At 72.2% G+C, this 21,961-nt stretch carries 16 protein-coding genes; 9 read left to right on the top strand and 7 right to left on the bottom strand.

Annotated features, from left to right (window positions below):
- The first annotated feature begins 13 nt into the window (after positions 1–13).
- Positions 14–1,828 carry a pectate lyase-like domain-containing protein gene (locus TR46_RS00675; protein ID WP_042391856.1) on the top strand — a complete coding sequence of 605 codons (1,815 nt, stop codon included), beginning with the start codon at positions 14–16 and terminating at the stop codon, positions 1,826–1,828.
- 64 nt (positions 1,829–1,892) lie between these two features.
- On the opposite strand, the gene TR46_RS00670 is transcribed toward TR46_RS00675, so the two are convergent.
- From TR46_RS00670 to TR46_RS00660, 3 genes are all read right to left on the bottom strand, one after another.
- Complete coding sequence (locus TR46_RS00670; RefSeq protein WP_042391854.1) at positions 1,893–2,768, bottom strand: NAD-dependent epimerase/dehydratase family protein; 876 nt, start codon at positions 2,766–2,768, stop codon at positions 1,893–1,895.
- A gap of 264 nt (positions 2,769–3,032) precedes the next feature.
- Positions 3,033–5,867 (bottom strand): galactose-binding domain-containing protein, encoded by a 2,835-nt coding sequence (locus TR46_RS00665; protein ID WP_042391852.1) that lies wholly within the window; start codon positions 5,865–5,867, stop codon positions 3,033–3,035.
- A 130-nt stretch (positions 5,868–5,997) separates the two neighbouring features.
- Positions 5,998–8,058, bottom strand: a complete 2,061-nt coding sequence (locus TR46_RS00660) for a prolyl oligopeptidase family serine peptidase (RefSeq protein ID WP_042391849.1) — start codon at positions 8,056–8,058, stop codon at positions 5,998–6,000.
- A 150-nt stretch (positions 8,059–8,208) separates the two neighbouring features.
- Between TR46_RS00660 and sigJ the strand changes: the two genes are divergently transcribed.
- The 4 genes from sigJ (at position 8,209) to TR46_RS44965 (ending at position 13,008) form a co-directional block, all read left to right on the top strand.
- Positions 8,209–9,183: an RNA polymerase sigma factor SigJ gene (gene sigJ / locus TR46_RS00655; RefSeq protein ID WP_042392197.1), complete on the top strand. Its 975-nt coding sequence runs from the start codon at positions 8,209–8,211 to the stop codon at positions 9,181–9,183.
- Positions 9,184–9,267: 84 nt separating this feature from the next.
- On the top strand, positions 9,268–9,975 hold the full coding sequence (locus tag TR46_RS00650; RefSeq protein ID WP_152626238.1) for a hypothetical protein: 708 nt from the start codon (positions 9,268–9,270) through the stop codon (positions 9,973–9,975).
- Positions 9,976–10,136: 161 nt separating this feature from the next.
- Positions 10,137–11,186: an Rv2578c family radical SAM protein gene (locus TR46_RS00645; RefSeq protein WP_042391844.1), complete on the top strand. Its 1,050-nt coding sequence runs from the start codon at positions 10,137–10,139 to the stop codon at positions 11,184–11,186.
- Between the two features lie 544 nt (positions 11,187–11,730).
- Entirely contained in the window at positions 11,731–13,008 is a 1,278-nt protein-coding gene (locus TR46_RS44965) for a CopD family protein (RefSeq protein ID WP_042391842.1), read from the top strand.
- A gap of 14 nt (positions 13,009–13,022) precedes the next feature.
- Here the strand turns inward: TR46_RS44965 and TR46_RS00635 are convergent, their stop codons facing one another.
- Positions 13,023–13,403: a DUF427 domain-containing protein gene (locus TR46_RS00635; RefSeq protein WP_042391840.1), complete on the bottom strand. Its 381-nt coding sequence runs from the start codon at positions 13,401–13,403 to the stop codon at positions 13,023–13,025.
- A 171-nt stretch (positions 13,404–13,574) separates the two neighbouring features.
- Between TR46_RS00635 and TR46_RS00630 the strand changes: the two genes are divergently transcribed.
- A complete protein-coding gene (locus TR46_RS00630) occupies positions 13,575–14,024 on the top strand; it encodes a PPOX class F420-dependent oxidoreductase (protein ID WP_042391838.1) in 450 nt (149 codons plus the stop codon).
- 77 nt (positions 14,025–14,101) lie between these two features.
- On the opposite strand, the gene TR46_RS00625 is transcribed toward TR46_RS00630, so the two are convergent.
- Genes TR46_RS00625 through TR46_RS00615 form a run of 3 tightly spaced genes read right to left on the bottom strand, consistent with a single transcriptional unit; the run spans position 14,102 to position 20,057 of the window.
- On the bottom strand, positions 14,102–17,080 hold the full coding sequence (locus tag TR46_RS00625) for a tetratricopeptide repeat protein (RefSeq protein WP_042391835.1): 2,979 nt from the start codon (positions 17,078–17,080) through the stop codon (positions 14,102–14,104).
- Entirely contained in the window at positions 17,077–18,996 is a 1,920-nt protein-coding gene (locus tag TR46_RS00620; protein ID WP_236655156.1) for an HSP90 family protein, read from the bottom strand. Before TR46_RS00620 ends, TR46_RS00625 begins: the two co-directional genes overlap by 4 nt.
- Positions 18,997–19,007: 11 nt before the next feature.
- Positions 19,008–20,057, bottom strand: coding sequence for a hypothetical protein (locus TR46_RS00615; RefSeq protein ID WP_152626237.1), 1,050 nt, complete (start codon positions 20,055–20,057; stop codon positions 19,008–19,010).
- 245 nt (positions 20,058–20,302) lie between these two features.
- On the opposite strand from TR46_RS00615, the gene TR46_RS00610 reads away from it, so the two are divergent.
- From TR46_RS00610 to TR46_RS45270, 3 genes are read left to right on the top strand one after another with little or no spacing between them, the layout of a single operon-like run.
- Positions 20,303–21,322: a hypothetical protein gene (locus TR46_RS00610; protein WP_052432470.1), complete on the top strand. Its 1,020-nt coding sequence runs from the start codon at positions 20,303–20,305 to the stop codon at positions 21,320–21,322.
- Positions 21,323–21,371: 49 nt separating this feature from the next.
- The gene (locus TR46_RS00605) at positions 21,372–21,764 is read left to right on the top strand and encodes a hypothetical protein (RefSeq protein WP_152626236.1); all 393 of its coding nucleotides are present in this window, start codon (positions 21,372–21,374) and stop codon (positions 21,762–21,764) included.
- A complete protein-coding gene (locus TR46_RS45270) occupies positions 21,739–21,933 on the top strand; it encodes a dienelactone hydrolase family protein (RefSeq protein WP_152626251.1) in 195 nt (64 codons plus the stop codon). Before TR46_RS00605 ends, TR46_RS45270 begins: the two co-directional genes overlap by 26 nt.
- Positions 21,934–21,961: the final 28 nt, after the last annotated feature.

Here is a 21,961-nt window from a genome sequence, read left to right as displayed (position 1 = left end):
GCCAGGGAGAGCCATGCCCGTCAGCCCCAACCGCCGTTCCGTCCTCCGCGGGGCGGCCGTCGCCGCCGCATTGCCGCTGGTCGGCACCCTCGCCGGTGGACCGGCGTTCGCCTCGTCCTCCGACCAGGGCCCCTCCCCGGCTCACGGCGGAGGAGCCGGCCTCGGCCCCAATGTCCTGGTCTTCGACCCGTCCATGGGCGACGCGGCGATCCAGGCCCAGGTCGACGCCGTGTTCAACACTCAGCAGTCGAACCAGTTCGGCACCGAGCGCTACGCCCTGGCCTTCCGGCCCGGGACGTACAACGTCGATGTCAATGTCGGCTTCTACACCCATGTGCTCGGCCTCGGCGACAGCCCCGACGACGTGGTGATCAACGGTCATGTCACCGTCGACGCCCAGTGGTTGCAGGGCAACGGCACCCAGAACTTCTGGCGCGCCGCCGAGAACCTGTGCATCGTGCCGCCGGACGGCCTGGAGCGCTGGGCGGTGGCCCAGGCCGGGCCGATGCGCCGCGCCCACATCAAGGGCGACATGACCCTGTGGCCCAGCCCGCCCGGCAACCGGTGGTCCAGTGGCGGCTTCCTGGCCGACAGCGTGGTGGACGGCCAGGTCGACTCCGGGTCGCAGCAGCAGTGGCTGTCCCGCAACGACAGCTTCGGCAGCTGGGTCGGCTCCAACTGGAACATGGTCTTCGTCGGCACCGAGGGCGCCCCGGCGCAGCACTTCCCCAACCCGGCCTGGACCGTGGCCGACCGGACCCCGACCGTGCGTGAGAAGCCGTTCCTCACCGTGGCCCGCGACGGCTCCTACAGCGTCTTCGTCCCCTCACTGCACAGCAACTCCGCCGGGACCACCTGGGCCTCCGGCCACACCGCCGGACACAGCATCCCGCTGTCCCACTTCCATGTGGCCCGCCCCGGCGACTCCGCCGACACCCTGAACCAGGCCCTGGACCGCGGGCACCACCTGCTGTTCACCCCGGGCGTCTACGCGCTCTCCTCCGCCCTGCGGGTGAACCGGCCCGGCACCGTGGTACTCGGCATCGGCCTGGCCACCCTGCAGGCCACGCACGGCAATTCGCTGATCGAGGTCGCCGACGTCGGCGGAGTCACCGTGGCCGGCGTGCTGCTGGAGGCCGCCTCCGCCAACTCCCCGGTGCTGCTCCGGGTCGGCCACGGCCGCAGCCGGACCCGGCACAGCGCGGACCCCACCGTCCTGTTCGACGTCTACGCCCGTATCGGCGGCGCGCTGGCCGGCGGCGCCACCGTCAGTATCCAGCTCGACAGCAACGACGTGATCTGCGACAACCTCTGGCTGTGGCGCGCGGACCACGGCGACGACGGCACCGTCGGCTGGGCGGTCAACCCGGCCGACACCGGCTTCCTCGTCAACGGCGACCGGGTCACCGCCTACGGCCTCGCCGTCGAGCACTACCAGAAGTACGAGGTGCTCTGGAACGGCGAGGAGGGTCGCACCTACTTCTTCCAGAACGAGCATCCCTACGACGTGCCCACCCAGTCCGCGTGGGTGCACGGCAGCACCAACGGCTACGCCGCCTACAAGGTCGGCGACCACGTCCGGCACCACCAGGCCTGGGGCCTGGGCAGCTACTGCTTCTTCGACCTGAACGCCGACATCTACACCGACCGGGCCTACGAGGTCCCGGACGCCCCCGGTGTGGTCTTCACCGACCTGATGACCGTCTGCCTGAACGGCCCGGGCGGCGGCGGCATCCTGCACTGCATCAACAACACCGGCAACCCGGTGCAGAACGGCTTCGGCACCTTCAACATGACCGGCTACTCGAACGGGGTCGGCAGCGTCTGACCCCGGGCGGCGGAACAGCAGGCAGGGCCTCCGGTGGCACCCACCGGAGGCCCTGCCTTGTGCCTCAGCCGACGGCCCCGTCGCGGAACTCGTCGCGCCAGCTGTGCTTCGGGTCGTAGCCCAGCAGCCTGCGGGCCTTGTCGATCGACAGCAGGGTCTCGTGCGGACCCACCTCGCGGCGCACCGGCACGTCCGGGAACACCTCGGCGATCAACTCGCTGGTGGGGCGCGACATCACCGTGTCCGGACTGGCGATCACGAACACCTCGACCCCGGTGGCCCGGTACTCCAGCGCCCGGCGCACCGCCTGGGCGCCGTCGCGGGCGTCGATGTAGGACCACAGGTTCCAGCTCCGCAGCCGGGCGTCCGCGTCGAAGCCGGGGAACTCCGCATAGTCGGCCGGATCCATGACATTGGAGAAGCGCAGCCCGACCATCTTCAACTCGGGGTCCCAGCGGCAGAACTGACCCGCCATCATCTCTTCGAGGTGCTTGCCCAGCGAGTAGACGCTCTCCGGGCTGGGCGGGTACTCCTCGTCGGCCGGGATGTAGGGCGGCGGGGTCTCGAAGGGCAGCCCGAGCACCGTCTCGCTGGACGCCCACACCACATTGCGGATGCCGGCCTGCTTCGCGGCGGCGAAGACGTTGTAGCTGGCCGGCACGTTGTTGCGGAAGGTCGCGGCGTTGGGCACCAGACCGGGTGCCGGGATCGCCGCCAGGTGCACCACCGCGTCGACCCCGTGGTAGCGGTCGTCGATGCCGGTGAGCGCCTCGACCGTCTGTCCGAAGTCGGTGAGGTCCACCCGCACGAACGGGCACAACGGCTCGGCGGGCGCCGTGCTGTCGGCGTTCACCACGTCCCAGCCGTGCTCGACCAGGTCTCGGACACAGGCCCGCCCCAGTTTGCCGCTTCCGCCGGTGACGACGACACGCTGCGCCATCCGCACACGCTCCTCTCGATCGCGCCCCACCGCTCGGGGCCCTGGCCAGCCTATCCGGACGAACCGGAAGGTCGGCCCTCCGCACCCCCCGCGTCGTCGGCCGACGCGGCATCAGCCAGAGGGGCGGTGCGGCCCGACGGTCCCGGGCGACGCTGCGGCGAGCGGCCGCCGACCGACCGGCGAATGCCCGACCGCCCGCCGGCGCGGACTGTCGGGCATTCGGTCAGGAGGCCGATCGTTCAGGCGGGCGATCGCCGGACCGGCTCAGGTGTTCCAGACCTGGAACTCCGAGAGCTGGCCGGCCGGCCAGCCCGTGTTGGCCGTGATGTTCACCCGGAAGTAGCGCTGGGTGGTCGCCGGGAAGGTGATGGTGACGGTGTTGGCGGCGGCCGGGTCGAAGGTGTAGGCCGCCGACGCCTTCACCGTGCTGAAGGTGGAGCCGTCGGTGCCCGCCAGCAGCGACAGCGTCTGGGTACGGGCGCCCCAACCGGCCGTCGGCAGTTGGAGGACGACCCGGGACACACTCTGCGCGGAGCCCAGATCCACCTGGACCCACTGCGGGAAGGCGTTGTTGGCGCTCTCCCAGTAGCTCGACCGGTTGCCGTCGGTCACGTTCGACGACGCATAGCCCTGGGTGTGGCTGGACTCGCTGGTCGTCCTGCCCGCCGCGAGGTCGGTACTGGGCGGGGTGCCGCCACCGCTCGCCGCGAAGGCGAGGCTGTTGAGGTTCCAGCCGCCGGCGTCCTGGTTGACCGTCAGCACCTGCTGCCCGGCCGGCAGTGTGACACCGGCCGTCACGGTGGTCCAGGTCTGGAACCCGCCGGTGGCCGGTACGGCCACCGCGCCGCTCAGATCGGCGCCTGACGCGTTGGAGATGTGCAGCGCGCCGGACACCGCGCTGGGAGCGGCGAGCCGCAGGCTGACGGCGTAGGTCCCGGCCGTGGCGACGTTCACCGTGTAGCGGAACCACTGGCCTCCGGTGGTCCAGCCGAGGTCGTAGCCGCCGCCGGTGTCCGAAGTCGTCTCCAGGTCGACGCCGTCGGCCCGGTAGGCGTTCCCGGATCCGTTGACCGAGGTGACGTTGTAGGCGAGGCCCTGGCCGCCGGTGTCGTAGTTCTCGGCCTGGACGGTGCCAGGAACGGCGGCCGGGGTCCCGCCGTAGGGCGCCTCGACCGGTCCGGTGCCGCCCTGCCAGCTGTTGTTGCTCTGGGTGGCGGTGAAGCCGCTGGAGTTGTCGACGAAGCCCGAAGCGCCGGCCTTCAACCCGGTGACGGTGTTGCCGGTGACGGTCGCCGACCCCGTGGGCGCCGGGTAGAACGGCGGCGCGATCACCACGCCGTTGCGGCCGGGGGACGTGACCGTGTTGTTCTGCAGCAGCGTGTTGGTCGAGGTCGAGAAGCCGATCCCGTCGTACAGCGAATCGACCACGGTGTTGCCGGTCTCGGTGACATGGTCGACCACGCCCACGTTCTGGCCGTCGCCGCCGTTGCCGATCTGCATCGCGGGCTGGCCCTGGCTGTAGGCGTTGCCGCCGGACCGGACCACGACGTTTCCGGACACCGTGGCCGACAGCAGGTCGCTGCCGTTGACCCCGAACCGGCCCGCGCCCAGGCCGATGTAGCGCGCGGTGTCGCTGATGTAGTTGTCGCTGACCAGATGGCCGCTGCCGCCGTAGATCCCGATGCCCTTGCCGCCCCAGGGGGCGATCGTGGTGTTGTTGGTCATGGTGATGTCGGTCATCGGGTTGTAGTAGGTCGTGGTGCTGCCGTTGGTGTTGTAGTTGACCGAGTTGATCGCCATCGCGTCGTCGCCGGTGCCGCGCACGAAGTTGCCGGTGGCGGTCAGGTTGTTGCCGGTGTCCGCGTTGAGCGAGACGTTGTTGAGGTTGATCCCGTCGGCCCAGATCGAGGTCAGCCGGCTGTTCTCGACCTTGCCGCCGGTGCCGGAGGCCCAGAAGCCGGACTCGGTGTGCTGGGACCAGATCCCGTCGGCCACCCAGTTGGTACCGGTGGTGTCCATGGCGCCGCCGTCGCCGCCCGCCGTGCCGCGGCTGGTTGCGTTGGCGTCGATGTGGAAGTCCTCGACCGCGCACGAGGTCACCGAGAACAGCGCGGCCAGCGGAGTGCTGTTGGGCAGCGGAACGTCACGGTAGACGGTCGTGTACCACATCCCGGCACCCGCGATGGTGATGCCCTGGGCCTGCAGACCCGTCGTCCCCTTCACATAGAAGGTGCCCTGCGGCAGCCAGAGCGTCTTCCGCTGCGACTGCGCCTGGTTGATGCAGTTCTGGATGGCGGCGGTGCTGTCCACCGCCTGGCTGTCGGCGGCCCCGTTGGTCGGGTTGTCGTCCGCCACCGCGCCGCAGCTGGTGATGGAGATCGAGTTCGCGGGCTGGGCGATCGGCGCCGGCGGGTTCTCCACGTCGATGGAGTCGATGTCGTAGGAGGAGGCGCTGTTGGCGGCGTCCTTCTGCAGCGAGAAGGTGCTGCCGGCCGGGATGGGCGTGCCGGTGACGAAGGTGTGCGACTCGTCGAAGAACACCCGCGGGTCGCCGTCCGCCGGGGTCTGGTCGTCGCTGTTGTTGTAGTTGGTGCCCTCGTAGACCCAGGTCTGCCTGGAGTTGAGGTTCAGCGCCTGCCGGAAGGTGCCGTCGACATAGAGGTCCAGCGTGCCGGTGATGCCGCCGCCCGAGGCGGAGTCCGGGATGCTGGCACGGACGTTGATGAAGCTGATGGGCTGACCGGTGTTGTTGGTCCACCGCACCGACTGCCCGGTGGCGCCCAGATGGACGTAGGCGTGGCCGGACGCCTCAAGTGCGGCGCTGGAGTACTGCGTCGTCGGCGCCGCGGTCAGCGACACCGCGGCGGCGCCACCGCCCAGGGTCCCGGCCTCGGCCTCGTAGGTGGCGAACGGCGTGGTGGCACCCGCGGCGGTGCTCGCAGCGGTGCTCACTGCGGGCGCCGCCCCGGCGGCGGCGGTGCGGGAGGCGGCTTCGGCCGGTGCGGAGGCGGTCCACACCAGGCCGAGCACGGCGACAAGGGCCACCAGCAGGCGCGGGAGGAACCCCGTGCCGAGTAAGCGTCCTCTGGTCTCACGCATCTGGCACTCCTTCAGGGAACTCAGGTGGCGGGCGCCCCGACCGTACAGAGCACACTGAAATGCCGCAAGGTTCTCATCAGGAATGGAAAATCTTACGCAGCACCTTGGAAGAGAGCGTGCTGCTGGCGCCTCAGGACGATCCGGTGTGCCTCCAGAGGTAGTCCAGCACCAGTGCCCACTTGAAGGCGGTCTGCTCGTTGTTGGACGCGCCGCCGTGACCGCCCTCGGTGTTCTCGTAGTAGTCGACGGAGTGGCCCAGCTCCAGCATCCGGGCCGCCATCTTGCGGGCGTGGCCCGGGTGGACCCGGTCGTCCCGGGTGGAGGTGGCGAACAGGACGGGCGGATAGCCGGGCTGCGCACGGAGGTTGTGGTACGGCGAGTACGCGCTGATGTAGGTCCACTCGGCCGGGTCGTCCGGGTCGCCGTACTCCGCCGTCCAGGAGGCCCCGGCGAGCAGCCGGTGGTAGCGCTTCATGTCCAGCAGCGGGACCTGGGCGGCGATGGCCGCGAACAGCTCCGGGTAGCGGGTGAGCATCACGCCCATCAGCAGCCCGCCGTTGCTGCCGCCCTGGACCGCCAGCCGCTCCGGGGTGGTGACGCCCCGTCGGACCAGGTCCCGGGCCACGGCCGCGAAGTCCTCGTAGACCTTGTGCCGTCCGGCCTTGACCGCCTGGGTGTGCCACTCCGGGCCGTACTCGCCGCCGCCGCGGATGTTGGCCAGCACATAGGTGCCGCCGCGCGCCACCCACCCCCGGCCCTCGACGGTCAGGTAGTCGGGGGTCAGCGCCACCTCGAAGCCGCCGTAGCCGGTCAGCAGCGTCCGCCCGCCGGCCCCGGCCCCGCCGGCCCCGGCCCCACCGCCCCCGGCCCCGCCGCGGGGGCGGACCACGAAGTAGGGGATCCGGGTGCCGTCCTCCGAAATGGCGAAGTACTGCTCGACGTCCGTCCCCTCGGCGTCGAAGAAGGCCGGGTTCTGCTTGAGCACCTCGACACCTCCGCCGACCACGCCGCGGCTGAGCACCGGCGGCGTGGTGAAGCCGCTGGTGACGGTCAGGTACTCGTCGTCCTCGTCCGGACTGGTGTCGATGATCCCGGCAGTGCCCAGCGGCACCGCCCCGGTCAGCGGCGCGGACGCCCAGGGGCCCGCGGCGTCCGGGGTGAGCACCCGCAGCTCACTGGTCACATCGCGCAGCACGGTCAGCAGCAGGTGGTTCCGGGTCCACCGGTAGTCCTCCAGCGAGGTGCGGGCGTCCGGGGTGAAGACGGTGGTGAAGTCCCGTCCCCCGGCCAGGAACTCCTCGAAGCCGATGGCCAGCAGCGCGCCCGCCGGATGCTCCCGGCCGCCGACCCGCCACGGCGAGCGGGTCCGCACCAGCAGCCACTCGCGCCGCACCGACGCCAGCGCGTCCTCGGGCACCTCGATCCGCACCAGGTCGCCGCCCCCGGCCGGACGCAGATGGAACTCGGTGCGGTAGAAGTCGATCGACCGGTGCACGAAGTCGCGCTCGAAGCCGGGCGTCGGGTCGTGGTGGGCGCTGACCGACACGTCCTCGGGCCCGCCCTCGAACACCGTCACCGCCTGGTCCGGCGGGGTGCCGCGGCGCCACTCCTTCGCGAACCGCGGATAGCCGGAGTCCGTGAGCGAGCCCTCGCCGAAGTCCGTCCCGAGGTAGACCCGGTCGGCGTCGATCCAACCGACCGTGCTCTTGGCCTCGGGGAGCACGAAGCCGTCCTTGACGAAGCGGCGCTCCTCCAGGTCGAACTCCCGCACCACGGAGGCGTCCGCACCGCCGCGGGAGAGGTGGACCAGGGCCAGCCGGTGGTCCGGGCGCAGCACCGCGGCGCCGTGCCAGACCCAGTTCTCGTCCTCGTCCCGGGCGAGCGCGTCGACGTCCAGGAGCACGTCCCAGGCCGGGGCGTCGGTGCGGTACTCCGCCAGGGTGGTGCGCCGCCACAGCCCGCGCGGGTGGTCGGCGTCCTGCCAGAAGTTGTAGAGGTGCGCGCCGCGGCGCGTCACGTAGGGGATCCTCTCGTCCGCGTCCAGCACGGCCCGGAGGCTGTCACGCAGCTCGTCGAACGCCTGGCCGGTGGCGAACCGGCCGGTCGACTCCGCGTTGCGGGCGCGCACCCAGTCCAGGGCCTGCTCGCCGGTCACGTCCTCGAGCCACAGATACGGGTCCTCTTCGGTCATGCCCAAGTGTTTCATCCCGCGCAGCGTCCAGATCGATGTGATCCGGGTCACAATGCGTCACAGCCGAGGGGGGCGTCCTGTCCCAGAGGGCATGACGGACACGGAGCAGACCTCGGATTCGGACATGAGGGCAGGGAAATGAGCACCGGCATGCGCGTTGACGACAGGGAACCCGCTTCCGAGGCGGCTGACGACGACACCCTCGGGGCCGGCTACCGACCGCTGCTGTTCTCCATCGCCTACGGGATGACCGGCTCCGTCGGCGACGCCGAGGACGTCGTCCAGGACGCGTTCCTGGGCATGACCCGTGCGCGCCGGGCCGGGACCGTGATCAACGATCCGAAGGCGTACCTGACCACGTCGGTGACCCGACTCGGCATCAACCACCTGCGTTCGGCACGGGTGCGGCGGGAGACCTACGTGGGGGACTGGCTGCCCGAACCCGTCGTCGTGCCGTCGGACGGGCAGGGCCCGGCCGAGCACGCCGAGCTGGCCGACTCGCTGTCGATGGCGTTCCTGGTGCTGCTGGAGTCGCTCTCCCCGGTGGAGCGGGCGGTCTTCATGCTGCGCGAGGTGTTCGGGTACGGCTACCCGGACGTGGCCAGGATCACCGGCAAGACCGAGGTGAACTGCCGGCAGGTCTTCGCGCGGGCCCGGCAGCGCATCGGCACCGCAGAGCAGGGGCGCGACAGCGCCCCTCGCCCGGAGCGGCGGGCGGCAGGCGAGGAGCTGGCCCGCCGGTTCTTCGAGGCCGCCGCCGGCGGCGACATGGACTCGCTGCTCGGCATGCTCGCCCCCGACGTGGTCTTCCACGGGGACGGCGGCGGCAAGGCCCGGGCGGTCAGGAAGCCGGTGGTCGACCCGCAGCACGTCGCACAACTGCTGGTCGGCGGGCTGCGCCGAGTCCGGATGATGGAGATCTCACTGCGGCCGGCCTGGGTCAACGGCCGCCCCGGCGCCGTGCTGTGCGACGCCGGGGGACGGGTGGCCAGTGTGGTCGAGCTGGAGATCGCCGACGGAGCGGTCCGGGCGATCCACTCGGTGTCCAACCCCGACAAGCTCGCCCACCTGGGGCCGGTGTCGGACGTGGCACGACGGAAGGAGCCGCGACCCAAGGGGCAGTGACCCCGCCCCCACCGCGGCGGCATGAGCAGTACGGCGGAGACGCCTGTGCAGGGCGCCACCAACACGCGTCCTATGCTGCTGATCGTGATCACGGAGACAGTGCGCAGGGTGCGGCGGGCGACGGCGCTGCCGTTCTGGGGGGCGCTGCTGGCGGCATCGGTGCTGCTCCCCTACGCGGGGGTGGCCAGGGACGGCAGCGCGAGCAGCGTGGTGTCCCTGGCCGCTGTGCTGATCGTTTTCGTGCTGTTCTGGGTGCGCTTCGTGCCCACGCACCGCTTCCTGGCCGGGTTGCGCCAGGGCCATGGGCTGGACGAACGACCGAGGGCGCTGCCGGGCGAGCGGCTGCCGCAGGTGCTGCTGGCCGGGCTGGTGCTCGCGCTGTCACCCATGCTGTGGAGCGGCCCGGTCAACGCCTTCGCGCAGTACCTGGTGGCGACCCGCCCGGCCACCGCGACCGTGACCGACTGCTCCGGAGGCACCAAGGACCCCTCCTGCGAGGGTTGGTGGGTGGTCGACGGCCACACCTACCGGGGCGTCCTGCCGACGACCGCCCCGCCCGGACACCGGTTGGCTCTGCAGGTGCGCCGGGACGAGCCGGCCAAGGCCTTCCGGGCCCCGGACTCGCGGAACACCGCGGGATGGGCGGCCATGGGCGTGGTGCTCGTCGCCGCGGACGCCGCGGCGGCGGTCGAACTGTTCCGCCGCGGCCGCTGGCTGGGCGCCCTTGTCGATGACCGCGCGGCGCCGACGAACCGACCGGCGGCCCGCACCGGCCCGGGTGAACGGGTCTGAACGGGGCTGAACGGGTCTGAACGGGGCCGACGTCGGGATCCGGATCCGCGCCTTGCGTGCACACCACGCCGTACCGCCGTGCCGCACCTGTCGCCACATATTCGCTCGCTTGTTCTATTCTGGGGTTCGAGAAGGCGGCGAACCACACCCCAGGAGGCGGCATGCGCTGGCAGAACCTCAGCGCCGGGAACGGCGAGAGCGCCGAGAACACCGCGGCACCCGGGCTCTTCGGCCTCGACGCGGTGACCCGCACCTTCGACACCCCGGAGTTCCGCGGCATCACCTTCCACGAGGTCCGGGCCCGGTCGATCGTCAACAAGGTGCCGGGCGCGTCCCGGATGCCGTTCGCCTGGACCGTCAACCCGTACCGGGGCTGCAGCCACGCCTGCGTCTACTGCTTCGCCCGCAACACCCACCGCTATCTGGACCTGGACACCGGTCATGACTTCGACAGCCAGATCGTGGTCAAGGTCAACGCCCCCGAACTGCTGCGCCGCGAACTGGCCGCGCCGCGCTGGGAGGGTGCGCACATCGCCATGGGCACCAACGTCGACTGCTACCAACGCGCCGAGGGCCGCTACCAGTTGATGCCCGGCATCCTGGGCGCACTGCGCGACCGGGAGAACCCCTTCTCCATCCTGACCAAGGGCTCGCTGATCCTGCGCGACCTGCCGATCCTCGAACAGGCCGCCCAGGTCACCGAGGTCTCCGTCGCCGTCTCGGTCGGATTCACCGACCGCGAGCTGTGGCGCCGCGTCGAGCCCGGCACCCCCTCCCCCGGCAAGCGCCTGGAGGTCTGCCGGACGCTGAACGACCACGGCATACCCTGCGGCGTACTGATGGCACCGGTCCTGCCCTTCCTCTCCGACTCCCCCGAACAACTGCGCGCCACCGTCCAGGCGATCGCCGCCGCAGGCGCCACCTCGGTCACCCCGCTGGTACTGCACCTGCGCACGGGCGCCCGCGAGTGGTACTTCCACTGGCTCGCCGAACACCGCCCCGACCTGGTCCCCCGCTACCAGGCCCTCTACTACGACAACGCCTACGCCCCCACCTGGTACCAGCGCCGCATCACCCGCCAGGTACACGCCCTCGCCACCGAATACGGCATCGGCCCCACCCCCCGGCCCCACCCGGAGCCGACGCCGCAGCCAACCCCGGATCGGCACGCCGAGGAGCCCCCGGCCCCGACCCAGCTCAGGCTGATCTGAGCCGGGCCACCGACGGCCGGCCGAAGCATCTCTCGCCAGCGCCCGGGCCGACGTGTCCGTCACGCTGCAGACGGCCGTGGTCTGCTCCGGCGCCACTCCGGCCGACGCGTTGGAGGCGTGCGCAGCGTTCGTACGCGAGTCCCCGCGGGTCGAGGTCCACGCCGTCGCCCGGGCCCGCGTGCCCGGACCCGTGGACGGCAGTGAGGAGTTCCAGGCCGCCATGACGCTCTCGTACCCCGACCGGAACGGCGAGTACTCCGGCACCACCGACCAGGCACCGCCGCGGAACCGCCTGAGTGCGACCCGGCCCCCGCACTCGGGGCCGGGTCGCACTGGCGCGCCATGCTCGCGGTCGCCGTTCGCGGCCCGGGTGCGCTGCCTTCGACAGTACGAGGAGGGACTGACAGCGAGGCCCCGAGACCGCGGGCAACGGCGCGCATCCGACCATGCCCGCGGCCCCGCACGGGGGTGCAGTGGCGCTATGTACTTAGGTATGGCTAACCTAACTACATCTGCTCCCTCTGCACAGCGAGGTCGGCCACCCATGCCCCTTACCCTGGTTCCCCCTGCCCTGCCGCAGTTCGCGGCGGCCGCACCCTCGACACCGCTGGGCCCCTTCGCCGACAGTGCTGTCACCTGGACCGCCTGGGTCACCCTGATGGGCTTCGTCGGGCTGAGCGCCCTCGCCCTCCTGGCCGTCGGCCCCGCGGCCGCCCGCACCGCGCCCGGCGCGATTCCCGCCCTCACCGCGCGGCTCGCCCGGGCCGCGGTCGTCGTCGGCCTGCTCGCCGTTCCCGCCGTGCTCACCGACCTCGCCCACGGCGCGGCGAAGAGCGGGGGCTACGACTACGCGGCGGCCTGGGGCTCCCTCTACGACGGCAGCAACGACGGCCGGCTGTCCGGTCTTGAAGTGACCTTCTCCCTGCTGGGGGCGGCGCTGCTGGCTCCGCTGACGGTTCGCCGGATCGCCGCCGGACGCGGGCGCGGGACGCTGCTCGGCGCCGGCCTGGCGGCGGGTGCGATCGCACTCGGCACCACCAAGTTCCCCGACAAGGCACCGGACGACTGGGGCCGCACCGTCTTCAACACCTTGATGTGGCTGCTGCACCTGATCGGCGGCGGCGTCTGGCTCGGCGGGCTGGCGGGCCTGCTGCTCATCGCCCTGCCCGGCGGCGGACTCCCCAGCGGACTCGGCGCCGCGGAACGCACCGCCTTCTGGTCGGCGACCGTCCGGCGCTTCTCCGCCTGGGCCATGGGCTGCGTCGCCGCCATCACCCTGTCCGGCCTATTCCTGTACTGGGAGCACGTCGACGGCCCCACCCAACTGGTCACCACCATGTACGGACGGGTGCTCGGCGTGAAGATCCTGATCTTCGGCGCGCTGCTGCTGCTCGGCATGTTCAACCAGTTCCGGTTGCACCCCCGGATCGAGGCCCTGCGCGCCGCCGGCGACCAGCGCCCGCTTGCCACCGTGCTGCTGCGCACCTTCCCGGCCGTGGTCGGCGTCGAGGTCCTGCTCGCACTCGCGGTGCTGTTCGTCGCCCCCTTCCTGCACGGTTCCGCCCGCAACCAGGCCTACCAGGCCGACCTGGCCAAGCACGCCGCGACCAGCCCCACCGCGGGCGAGGCCGAGCAGTTGCCCAAACTCGCCGCCAAGCAGCCCACCGCGTCCACCTGGGTCTGGGGCACCACCGAGACCATCGCCGTGATCGCCCTGATGGTCGGCGGCTACCGCGTCTCCGGCACCCTCGCCGCCCGCCGCACCTCAGCCGCCGCCCCGGCCCCGAAACCCGCGTCGGAGCCGGTGCGCGACGCCGGCTGAGCCGTTGTCAAGGACTACTCGGACTGCTCGGTGATGCTGTCCACCCGGTCCGGGTAGAAGGCGACATGGCCCTTGATCTCGGCGACGGCCGGGTACGGGGACTCGTAGACCCACACCGAGTCGACCGAACGCTCGCCGCCGACGGGGATGCTGTAGTAGGTCGCCTCGCCCTTGAAAGGGCAGTAGCTCTCGTTGTCGCTCGGCTCCAGCAGGGCGAGGTCCACGTCGGCGCGCGGGATGTACTGGACGGCGGGGTACTGCGCCTCGCGCAGGATCAGCGCGTTGCGTGTGTCGGCCACGGTGCGGCCGGCCACCGTGACGACGACGCGGGCCGGGTTGGCCGAGACGGTGATCGGGTGGCTGGCGCTGGGCTGCAGGACAGGACGGTCGGTCATGGCTGGGCTTCTCTCTCAGGAGTGGCATGCGGACCTGGTCCGTTAGGACGCTACCCGGATCCAACACTCCCGCCGACCGCTTCCTTCCCCTGCGGCGGAAGGAACCCGCCCCGCCTCACCCGGCCGGCGCAACCCCGGAATCCCGCGTGCTCGGGCGCCGTTGCTACCGGCATGACCGATGACGCAGGCAAGACCGAGCAGTCCCTGCTCCAGCTCCTCGCAGACACCGACGGTGGCGTACTGGTGACGCTCAAGCGCGACGGCCGACCCCAGATTTCGAACGTCACCCACCATTTCGACGCCGAGCAGCGCCTGATCCGGGTCTCCCTCACCGACGACCGCGCCAAGACCCGCAACCTGCGCCGCGACCCGCGCGCGAGCTACCACGTCACCAGCACCGACCGCTGGTCCTGGACCGTCGCCGAGGGCACCGCCGAGCTGACCCCGGTGGCCGCCGACCCCCACGACGCCGCCGTCGAGGAACTCATCGACCTCTACCGCTCCGTACGCGGCGAGGACCACCCCGACTGGGACGACTACCGCCGCGCCATGGTCGCCGACGGCCGCCTGGTCCTGAAGCTCCACGTCGACCACGTCTACGGCCAACCCGGCCGCGGCTGAGCCGACCGGTCGGGCATCAGGACCACCACCACGACTCCGCCGCGGGCCCGTCAGGGGCCCCGCGGCGGAGTCTGCGGTCACTGCAGGCTGTCCCGCTGGCGGCGGAGCGCTGCGGCTGCCTCCGGGAGGCCCGCCTTGTCGGCCTCGGCGGCGGCGCGGTCCAGGCGGTCCCGTGCTGCCGGGGTCCGGTCCATCAGCCGGGCCTCCACCAGCGCGGCCCTGCGCAGCGCCTCGAACCGGGGCGACGCCTCGGCATAGCCCGCCCGGTCGTACTCGGCGGCTGTCTGCTCGAACGCTGCCAGCGCCTGGTCCGGGTTGCCCACGGAGGCATGCACCTGGCCGCGGATGAAGAGGCACTGCGCCCTGTCGACGTCCACGCTGACGAACTGCTCAGCCGCTGCCTCCGCGAACTCCTCGCGCAGGCGGTCGGCCTGGTCCAGGTAGCCGAGCGCCTCCTCGGCCGCCTCCGCGCCCCGGGCGTCGATCGCCTCGCCGGCGAGGGTGCGCAGGGTGTCGGTCAGGTCGGGGATGCACGGCGCCTCGGCGTTGGAGGCCAGCGCGCGCTCCAGCGCCGCCCGGGCGCCGTCCCAGTTGCCAGCCTGCGCCAGGGCGCCGGCCGCGCCTGAGGCGGCGGAGGTCAGCGGCCCCTTCTCGGGCCAACGGCTGACGGCGTCGGCCAGTTGCAGGAACTCCTTCGCGGCGTCAAGCGGCTCCCCCAACTGCAGCAGCGCATTGGCCAGGTCGACCCGGATCTGAGCCGTCAACTGCTCTGCCTCAGAGGGCTCAGCGGGTTCAGCGCCCCGGTCCGGCGCCGCCGGACCCACCGGGTCCAGCAGCGTCTCCAGCACGGCCACCGCGTCGCCGGTCGAGCCCTGGGCGCGCAGCGCCCGGCTCAACTGCCAGCGTGCCTCCAGCGCTTGCAGCGCATGACCCTCGCGGTCCAGCCGCGCGGCCGCCTCGGAGTAGGCGCGCACAGCGGTCGGGTACTGCTTCGCCCGCAGCGCCATATTGCCGAGCATCCGGTGAAGCGGCGTCAACTCCACGTCAGGGACGTCCGACGTGGCCTCCGCGAGGCCGCGCTCCAGCTCTCCCACGGCCTCGTCGTACCGCCCCTGGGCGCCGAGGGCGAGGCCCAGCAGCAGCCGGCCCCGGTGCAGCCGCCAGGGCCAGCCCTGCTCGGTGAAGACGGCGACGGCGCGGCGCGCGGAGGCCTCGCCCTCCACCGGTGCGCCGTGGGTGGCCTGGAACTCAGCGAGGATCTCGTGGGCCATCGACACGTGCGTCGGCGGGTCCACGGCCGCACCCTCGGCGATCAGCGTCTGCGCCTCCGCGGTGAACACCTCGGCCCAACGGGTGTGCTGCTCCGGCCCATCGGTCCGCAGCAGCGCATGACGCGCCGTCAGCACGCGGCTCTGCCGAACCACAAGCCTGCGGAGCAGCGCCTCGCGCTCCTCCTCCGCGGTGTCGAACCCAGCGTCGATCAGGGCGCCGATCCGCGCCAGCAGCCCGTCGAGGACCGGCCAGGCCGCCGCAGCCGCGGCTGCGGCGACGTCCTTGCCGGTGGCCTCGCACCAGGCCAGTCGCGACTCGGAGGCGATGCTCCGAGCCGGGCGACCGGCCCGGGTGTAGTGCTCCACGGCCTCGCGCAGCCGGGCCGCGCAGCCGTTCCAGTCCTCGTCCTTGGACGCCCGCTGCGCCAGCTCCGAGGCGATCTCGCCGCGCAGCAACGCGTCCAGCGCATCCGCGTCCGGCTCCGCATCCGCAGCGGCAACCCGGTCCAGCAGCGCGTCCCACAGCGTCCGCGCACGGGGGTCGCCGGTCCGGTCCAGCCGCCTGATCTCGGCGACGAGTTCGGCGAAGTCCTGTGGCACCTCGACCGGGACGGCCGAAGCCGCCGGCACCGCCGGCCTCGCGGACGCTGCGTCCGCGGACGCCTGCGCCGGCGCCGACGTCTGCACACCCAGGTTGAGCTGCGCCGTCAGCGGCCGGACGGCCAGTCGCTCCCGTCGACGCGCGGACACCGCGTCGTTCCCGTTGCGGGCGTCGAAGCGCGACGCCAGCTCATCGGCCTCCCTGGTCACCTCCTCCCGGATCTGGGCGACCGTCCACTCCGGCCGCGCCAGCGGTCCGGCACACGGCAGCTGGCCGTGCCCGGTCTCCGCCAGCCGGGCCAGCAGCACCTCGACGCCGGTGAGGAAACGCAACCGGCTGGACGGAGCAGCGGTGAAGTCGAACAACGCCCGGTTCTGCGCCAGCAGTTCGAGGCCGCGGGCCTCGTTCCCGGTCAGCGCGCAGAACTCCAGGTGCTGGCCGACCGCGCTGAGTTCCGCCTCCTGACCGCGCACCTTGCGGTAGCCGGTGAGGTGGGCGGCGCGCGCCCGGTCGAACTCTCCGAGCCGCAGCAGCGGCAGCAGTGCCAGCGCCTGGCTGTTGTGCGGCTCCTCGTCGCAGCCCTGCCGGCCGTCCAGGGTCGGCTCCAGCTCCGCCAGCGCCTGCCGGTCCGCGCCGTTCCGGATGTGGTGGTCCGCGCGGTCCCGCGCCTCGCAGGCGGCGCAGTCGCTGAACCGGCTCCGCCCCCGGGTGGCCCACAGCTCGTAGGCCAGCTCCTCGCCCTGGTCCAGGTGCCGGGCCAGCGAGTACTCCTGGGCGTACACGGGCTGCAGGTCATGGCCCGCCTCCGTGTAGCGGCGGCGCATCTCGGTGATCCAGCCGCGGATCGACGCCAGCGGCACGTCCGGCGTGGACAGCAGCCCGGCGCCGACCCACTTGAAGAACCAGAACAGCCGATGGGTCTCGTGCTCGTCGAACGCCTGCGGGTTCTCGTCCCACAACCGCAGCAGCCGGGCGAAGGCGACCGGGTACTTCACCGACTCTCCACTGCCGTGGTAGGCGCCCATCAGCTCCACCAGCGCCGACACGGTGACCTCGGGGTCGCCGAACGCCTCGGCGGCCTCGACCAGTTCCTCGGCGATCGCGGCGGTGGCCCGCCCCTTGGGGCGGTCGCGGTTCTCGCCCAGGGCCTGGAAGAACTCTTCCTTCGTGGTGGGTGCGGTCATGACGGCACGTTCCCCTGTCCGTTGCTCGGCCCATTGCTCGGCCCACTGCCTGGCCCATTGCCCGGCCCACCGACCGGCCCGTTGCCGGCGGCCTGGGTCGCGAATTCGAGCAGCCCCAGGAAGGAGCGGTTGAGCAGCGCGTGGTCGCTCGGCCGCAGCGGCCGCCGGGAGAGCAGCAGCGCCTGACCGTAGAGCGCCTCGATCGCCGTCTCGGACAGCTGGGCGTCGGCCGTCCCGGCCAGCTCGACCAACTTCCTTATCAGCGGGTTGAGGTGATTGAGGATCAGCTGAGCCCGCGGCGCCGACGAGCTGAGCGAGCCGAGGATCCCGGCCCACAACTCATCGGCGTCGGACGACAGTTCGGCACGCCGCCGCTGGTGGCGGGCCTCCCGGTTGTCCACCAGCATCGCGGGCACGCCCACCGGCTGGAAGGAGCGCAGCGCCACATCGGTGTCCATCCGGTCCGCGACCGCGCGGGCCCGGGCCAGGAACGGGGCGGCAGCGAGCTCGGCCCCGGGGTCGACGCTGTCCAGGTGCGCGCTGACGGTCTCCGGGTCCAGGTCGGTGACGGTGACCCCGGGCCGGACCTGCGGGAGCTGGTGCACCAGCTCCCGGTCGTAGACGTAACCGCCGTTGACCACGCCGAGCCCGGCCGCTGCCGCGATCGGCGCGACCTGCCGGAACTCCTCGACGGTCTGCGTGACCAGCACCACCGGGTGCGCACGGGCGAACTCGTCCAGGCTGACGGTGCCGTCCGTGGTCTCGAACGGCAGCCACGGCAGCAGCAGCGCCAGCAGCTGGTCGTCGTACCGGGCCAGCGCCTTCACCGCGAGGTGGTGCACGTCCAGGAAGCGTCGCAGCAGGGCCAGGTCCGAGGCGGCCAGTCCGGTCAGCCACTGCCGTATCCGCTCGCCGATCGCGTCGCGGACCGCGGCCAGGGTCTCGTCCTCGTACAGCGCCTCGCGCGAGGCGGTGGGGCGCAGGCCGGTGGTGTCCACCACGCAGGAGACGAAGAAGGCCCAGTCCGGGACGAGTTCGGTGGCCTGGTCGGACAGCAGCATGCCCTTGAGGTGCACCCGGTTGCCGGACCGCTTGGTCGGGTGGGCCGGTGTCGGCAGCACGAAGGCCACGCCCTTGAGCCCGACCAGCGGGATGTCCAGGTCGATGGTGTCCAGCGGGGTGAAGTCGAAGACGGACTTCCCGTAGGCGGCCAGCGCCTCGCGGCGGGCGAAGGGTGAGCCGTACTGCCGCTCCCACACCGGCGGGGTGTCGTTCACCTGGACCACATCGCCGTGCCGGTCCACCACCTCGACCTGGTAGCGGAGCAACGAGCCGAAGTGGCGCGCCAGTTGGACCACCCGGCCCGGCTCCAGCCACTCGCTGCCGTCGCCGCGCGGGGTCAGCGTCACGGTGGTGCCGGGCTGGGCGACCGAGCCGGCCGGCAGGGTGCGGATGCTATAGGTGCCGTCGCTGCGGCCGTGCCACTCGACGGCCGGCGCACCGGGCTCGCGGGCGCTGCGGGACACCACGGTGATCTCGTCGGCGACCACGAAGCAGGCGAGCAGCCCGATGCCGAACTGGCCGATGAAGTCGGCCCGCGCGGCGGACAGGTCGATGCCGCCGTCCTCGGTGCGCTTGGAGGAGCGGCCGATGGTGGCCAGGAAGGTGTGCACGTCCGACTCGGTGAGCCCGACGCCGGAGTCCTCGACGACGATGCCGCCGTCCGTCCCGGTGCGGATGGTGATCCGGGCCGGGGCGGCGGGGTCCAGCAGCCGGCGCGCGGTGATCGCGTCAACGGCGTTCTGCATCAACTCGCGCAGATAGACCTTGGGTGAGGAGTAGAGGTGGTGCGAGAGCAGGTCGACGAGGCCGCGCAGATCGACCTGGAACGTGTGGCCCGGCTGGTTGGTGGTCACTGGAGTGGTACCTATTTCCCCTTCTTGCATTCCTGCCGTGCCCTGGCGAACACTTTGCCGGCGTTCCCGGCGTAGCCCCATGGGAGGCTGGTCGGACGGTCGCCGAGACGCCGGAACAGCTCCGCGGCGGTGGCCGGATCGCCGGCCAGCCAGAGCGCCATCGCGAAGGTGTTCAGCGCGAGGCAGGGCGTTTCGGTGGGCGCGTACGCCGGGTGCAGCACCGAGGCGTCGGCGGCCGCCTTGAGTTCGGCCCTGACCTCGCCCCGACGGATGAAGCCGGCCCGCTCGCCCTGCGGCAGATCCAGCCAGTGCTCCAGGTACGCGTACGGGACCAGGGCGCCCAGGTTGCTGCCGAGCGGGGCCTTGGCGAGTGACTCCCGGGCGAAGTCGTGCATCTGCTCGTGCGAGCCGCTCCACTTGGCGCACAACTGCTGCATCATGGCCAGGTGCAGGGCGAAGTGGTGCGGCGCCCGGCGGACGCCGGCCTCGAACCGGCGCCGGGTCACCTCGTGGCCGTGCTGCAGGCCCCGCGCGGAGTTCGTGAGCGAGTGCCAGGGGGTGGCCGTCCCCGGGTCGGCCTCGACGGCGGCGTAGAGGTGCTTCTCAGCGGTGCGGAGCCGCTCGTGGAAGGTCTGGAACTGCTCCTGGGACACCTGGGCGGCACGGGCGCCGGTGCGCGCCTCCCAGGCCCAGGCCACATGCCGGGCACCGGCGGCGGTCAGGGCCAGCGGATCGTCCGGTCGCCGGTCGGGCAGCCCGAGCAGGAAGTCGCCGCCGATCTCCACGACCCCGCTGATCAGCCAGGTCAGCCGGGCGTGGTCGCCCCGGTCCCGGCAGGGCTGCAGGATCGCCTCGGTCGCGGGCCAGTCCGCCGCGGTCACCGCCTTGCGGAGCGCGGCGAGCTCCGGATCCCCGTAGCTGGGGTCGATCGGCACCGGCCGCGGTCCGCCGACAGCGGCAGCGGCAGGTCCGGACGGACTGCGCGGGCTGCGCTTCGCGAAGACGCGGACGGCGGCGGAGCCCACGAGCACAGCAGGCACCAGCAGCGAAAGGCTTGACACGTGTTCCCCTCCAACGGCCGACCCGGCGGTACGCGTGATCGGCAGCCGTAGGCTAGCCGACTCCCGGCACGCCGCAACACCGTCTTTCCCAGGCTCCACCGCAGGTAGGAGCGCCGGGCCGAGGGAACGCGGTCCGAATGCCCGGATCTGCCGGCGTCCGTCTGAATCGTCCTCGACGACGCGGACCGGCGCGCAGCCGGCCGGGATGCAAGACTTCGGGCAGCGGATCAACGGGGCGGGTGGGGATGGGCGACGGAGCGGTACGACTACGGGCACTGGCGATCACGGGGATCGTCACGGTGCTGATCACCCGGGCGTTCCTCGCCGCGACCGGATATCCGCAGGTGGGCGGCGGCGGGCTGCACATCGCGCATGTGCTGTGGGGCGGCCTGCTGATGCTGGCCGGTCTCGGGGTCGCGCTGACCCGCGGCGGCGCCGGGGCCCGGACCTGGACCGTGCTCCTCGGCGGCGTCGGCGCCGGGCTGTTCGCGGACGAGATCGGCAAATACCTGACGCAGACCAACGACTACTTCTACCGTCCGGCCGCCGCGCTGATCTACTTCCTCTTCGCCTCGCTGCTGGTACTCGCCGCACTGCTGCAACGGCAGGGACCGGGCGATCCCGAGGCACGCATCACCGCGGCCGCCCGGATCGCCGCCGAATCCCTGCACGGCGGCCTGACCGACCGTCAACGGCACTGTGCCGCTGAGCTGCTGGACGGACTCCCCGTCGGACCGGGTCCCGACGACGAGCGGGCCGCTGCCGTACACGCCCTGCTGGCGCTCGCGCCGTCGCGCCCGCCCGGGCGGGCGGAGCGGCTCGGCGAGTCCGCCACCGCGCTGGCGGCCCGGGTCACCGCATGGCGCTGGACCGAGCCGGTAGCCGTCTCCACCATGACGGTCAGTCATGTCGTGGTGGCCATCGTCTTCCTGACGCAGATCGGCAACGGCGGGACGGTGATCCCCACCGAGGCCGCCGTGCGGGTCGTCACGGCGCTGCTGGTGCTGGCCGGCCTTCGGCTCCGGTTCGCCGGCTCTCCGCAGGCGCGCCGGCTGTGGCGGGCCGCCGTGCTGATCGACCTGCTCATCGTCCAGGTGCTGAACTTCGACGACAGCCAGTTCCGGGCCGTGGGCGAACTCCCCTACCAGCTCCTGCTGCTCGGCTGGCTCAGTGTCGGGAGGTCTGCGGCCTCGGGCAGGTCCCGGTCACCACAAGGACGTTCCCCTCTCATCGAAAACCGGTCGGGCGAGGGGACCGCGACTTAGACCGCCTCGGGGGTATGCGCTCGAAGGACCAACGGGGAAGCGGGGAACCGTGCGGAGCAGCAGGACGAGTCGACGGATCCGTACGGCCGCCGCGGGCGCGGTGGCAGCCGCGGCGATGGTCGCGGCGCTGTGCGGAGCCGCACCGACCGCCACCGTCACCGGGCCCGGGGGCGGCGGCCCGCAGGCCACCCCGCAGTCGCCCGCCGCGGCCGCGGCGGTGGACAGCGGGAACCCGGCCGAGGTGCTCTCCGTCCTCTTCCCCGCCGACCAGCTCGCCGCCGCCCGCGCCTACGGGCTGGCGATCACCCGGTACCCCGGCTACTACCAGGCCCCGGTCGCCGTCAGGACCGCCGAGGAGTCCGCGATCCAGCAGTGGATGACCGGAGCGGACCCGGCGGGCCGGGCACCCGGGGCGGATCCACGTACCGGCGCTGGTCGCTGACGGTGCGTCGGACGCGCTCGACCCCGCGCCCAACGCGACGGTCCTGGCCCACAGCCTGCGCCACGCCCACGCCCACGCCCAGGCCCTGCTGTACCCGGACGCGGGCCACGCCTTCCTGTTCCAGGACGCGCCCGACTTCACCGCGGCGGTCGAGCACTTCATCGGGTAGCGCCGCGCCAGGACTCCGGACAGGACCT

This window comes from Streptacidiphilus carbonis (assembly GCF_000787775.1).
GTDB lineage: Bacteria > Actinomycetota > Actinomycetes > Streptomycetales > Streptomycetaceae > Streptacidiphilus > Streptacidiphilus carbonis.
This window is presented reverse-complemented; position numbering and strand designations above follow the sequence as displayed.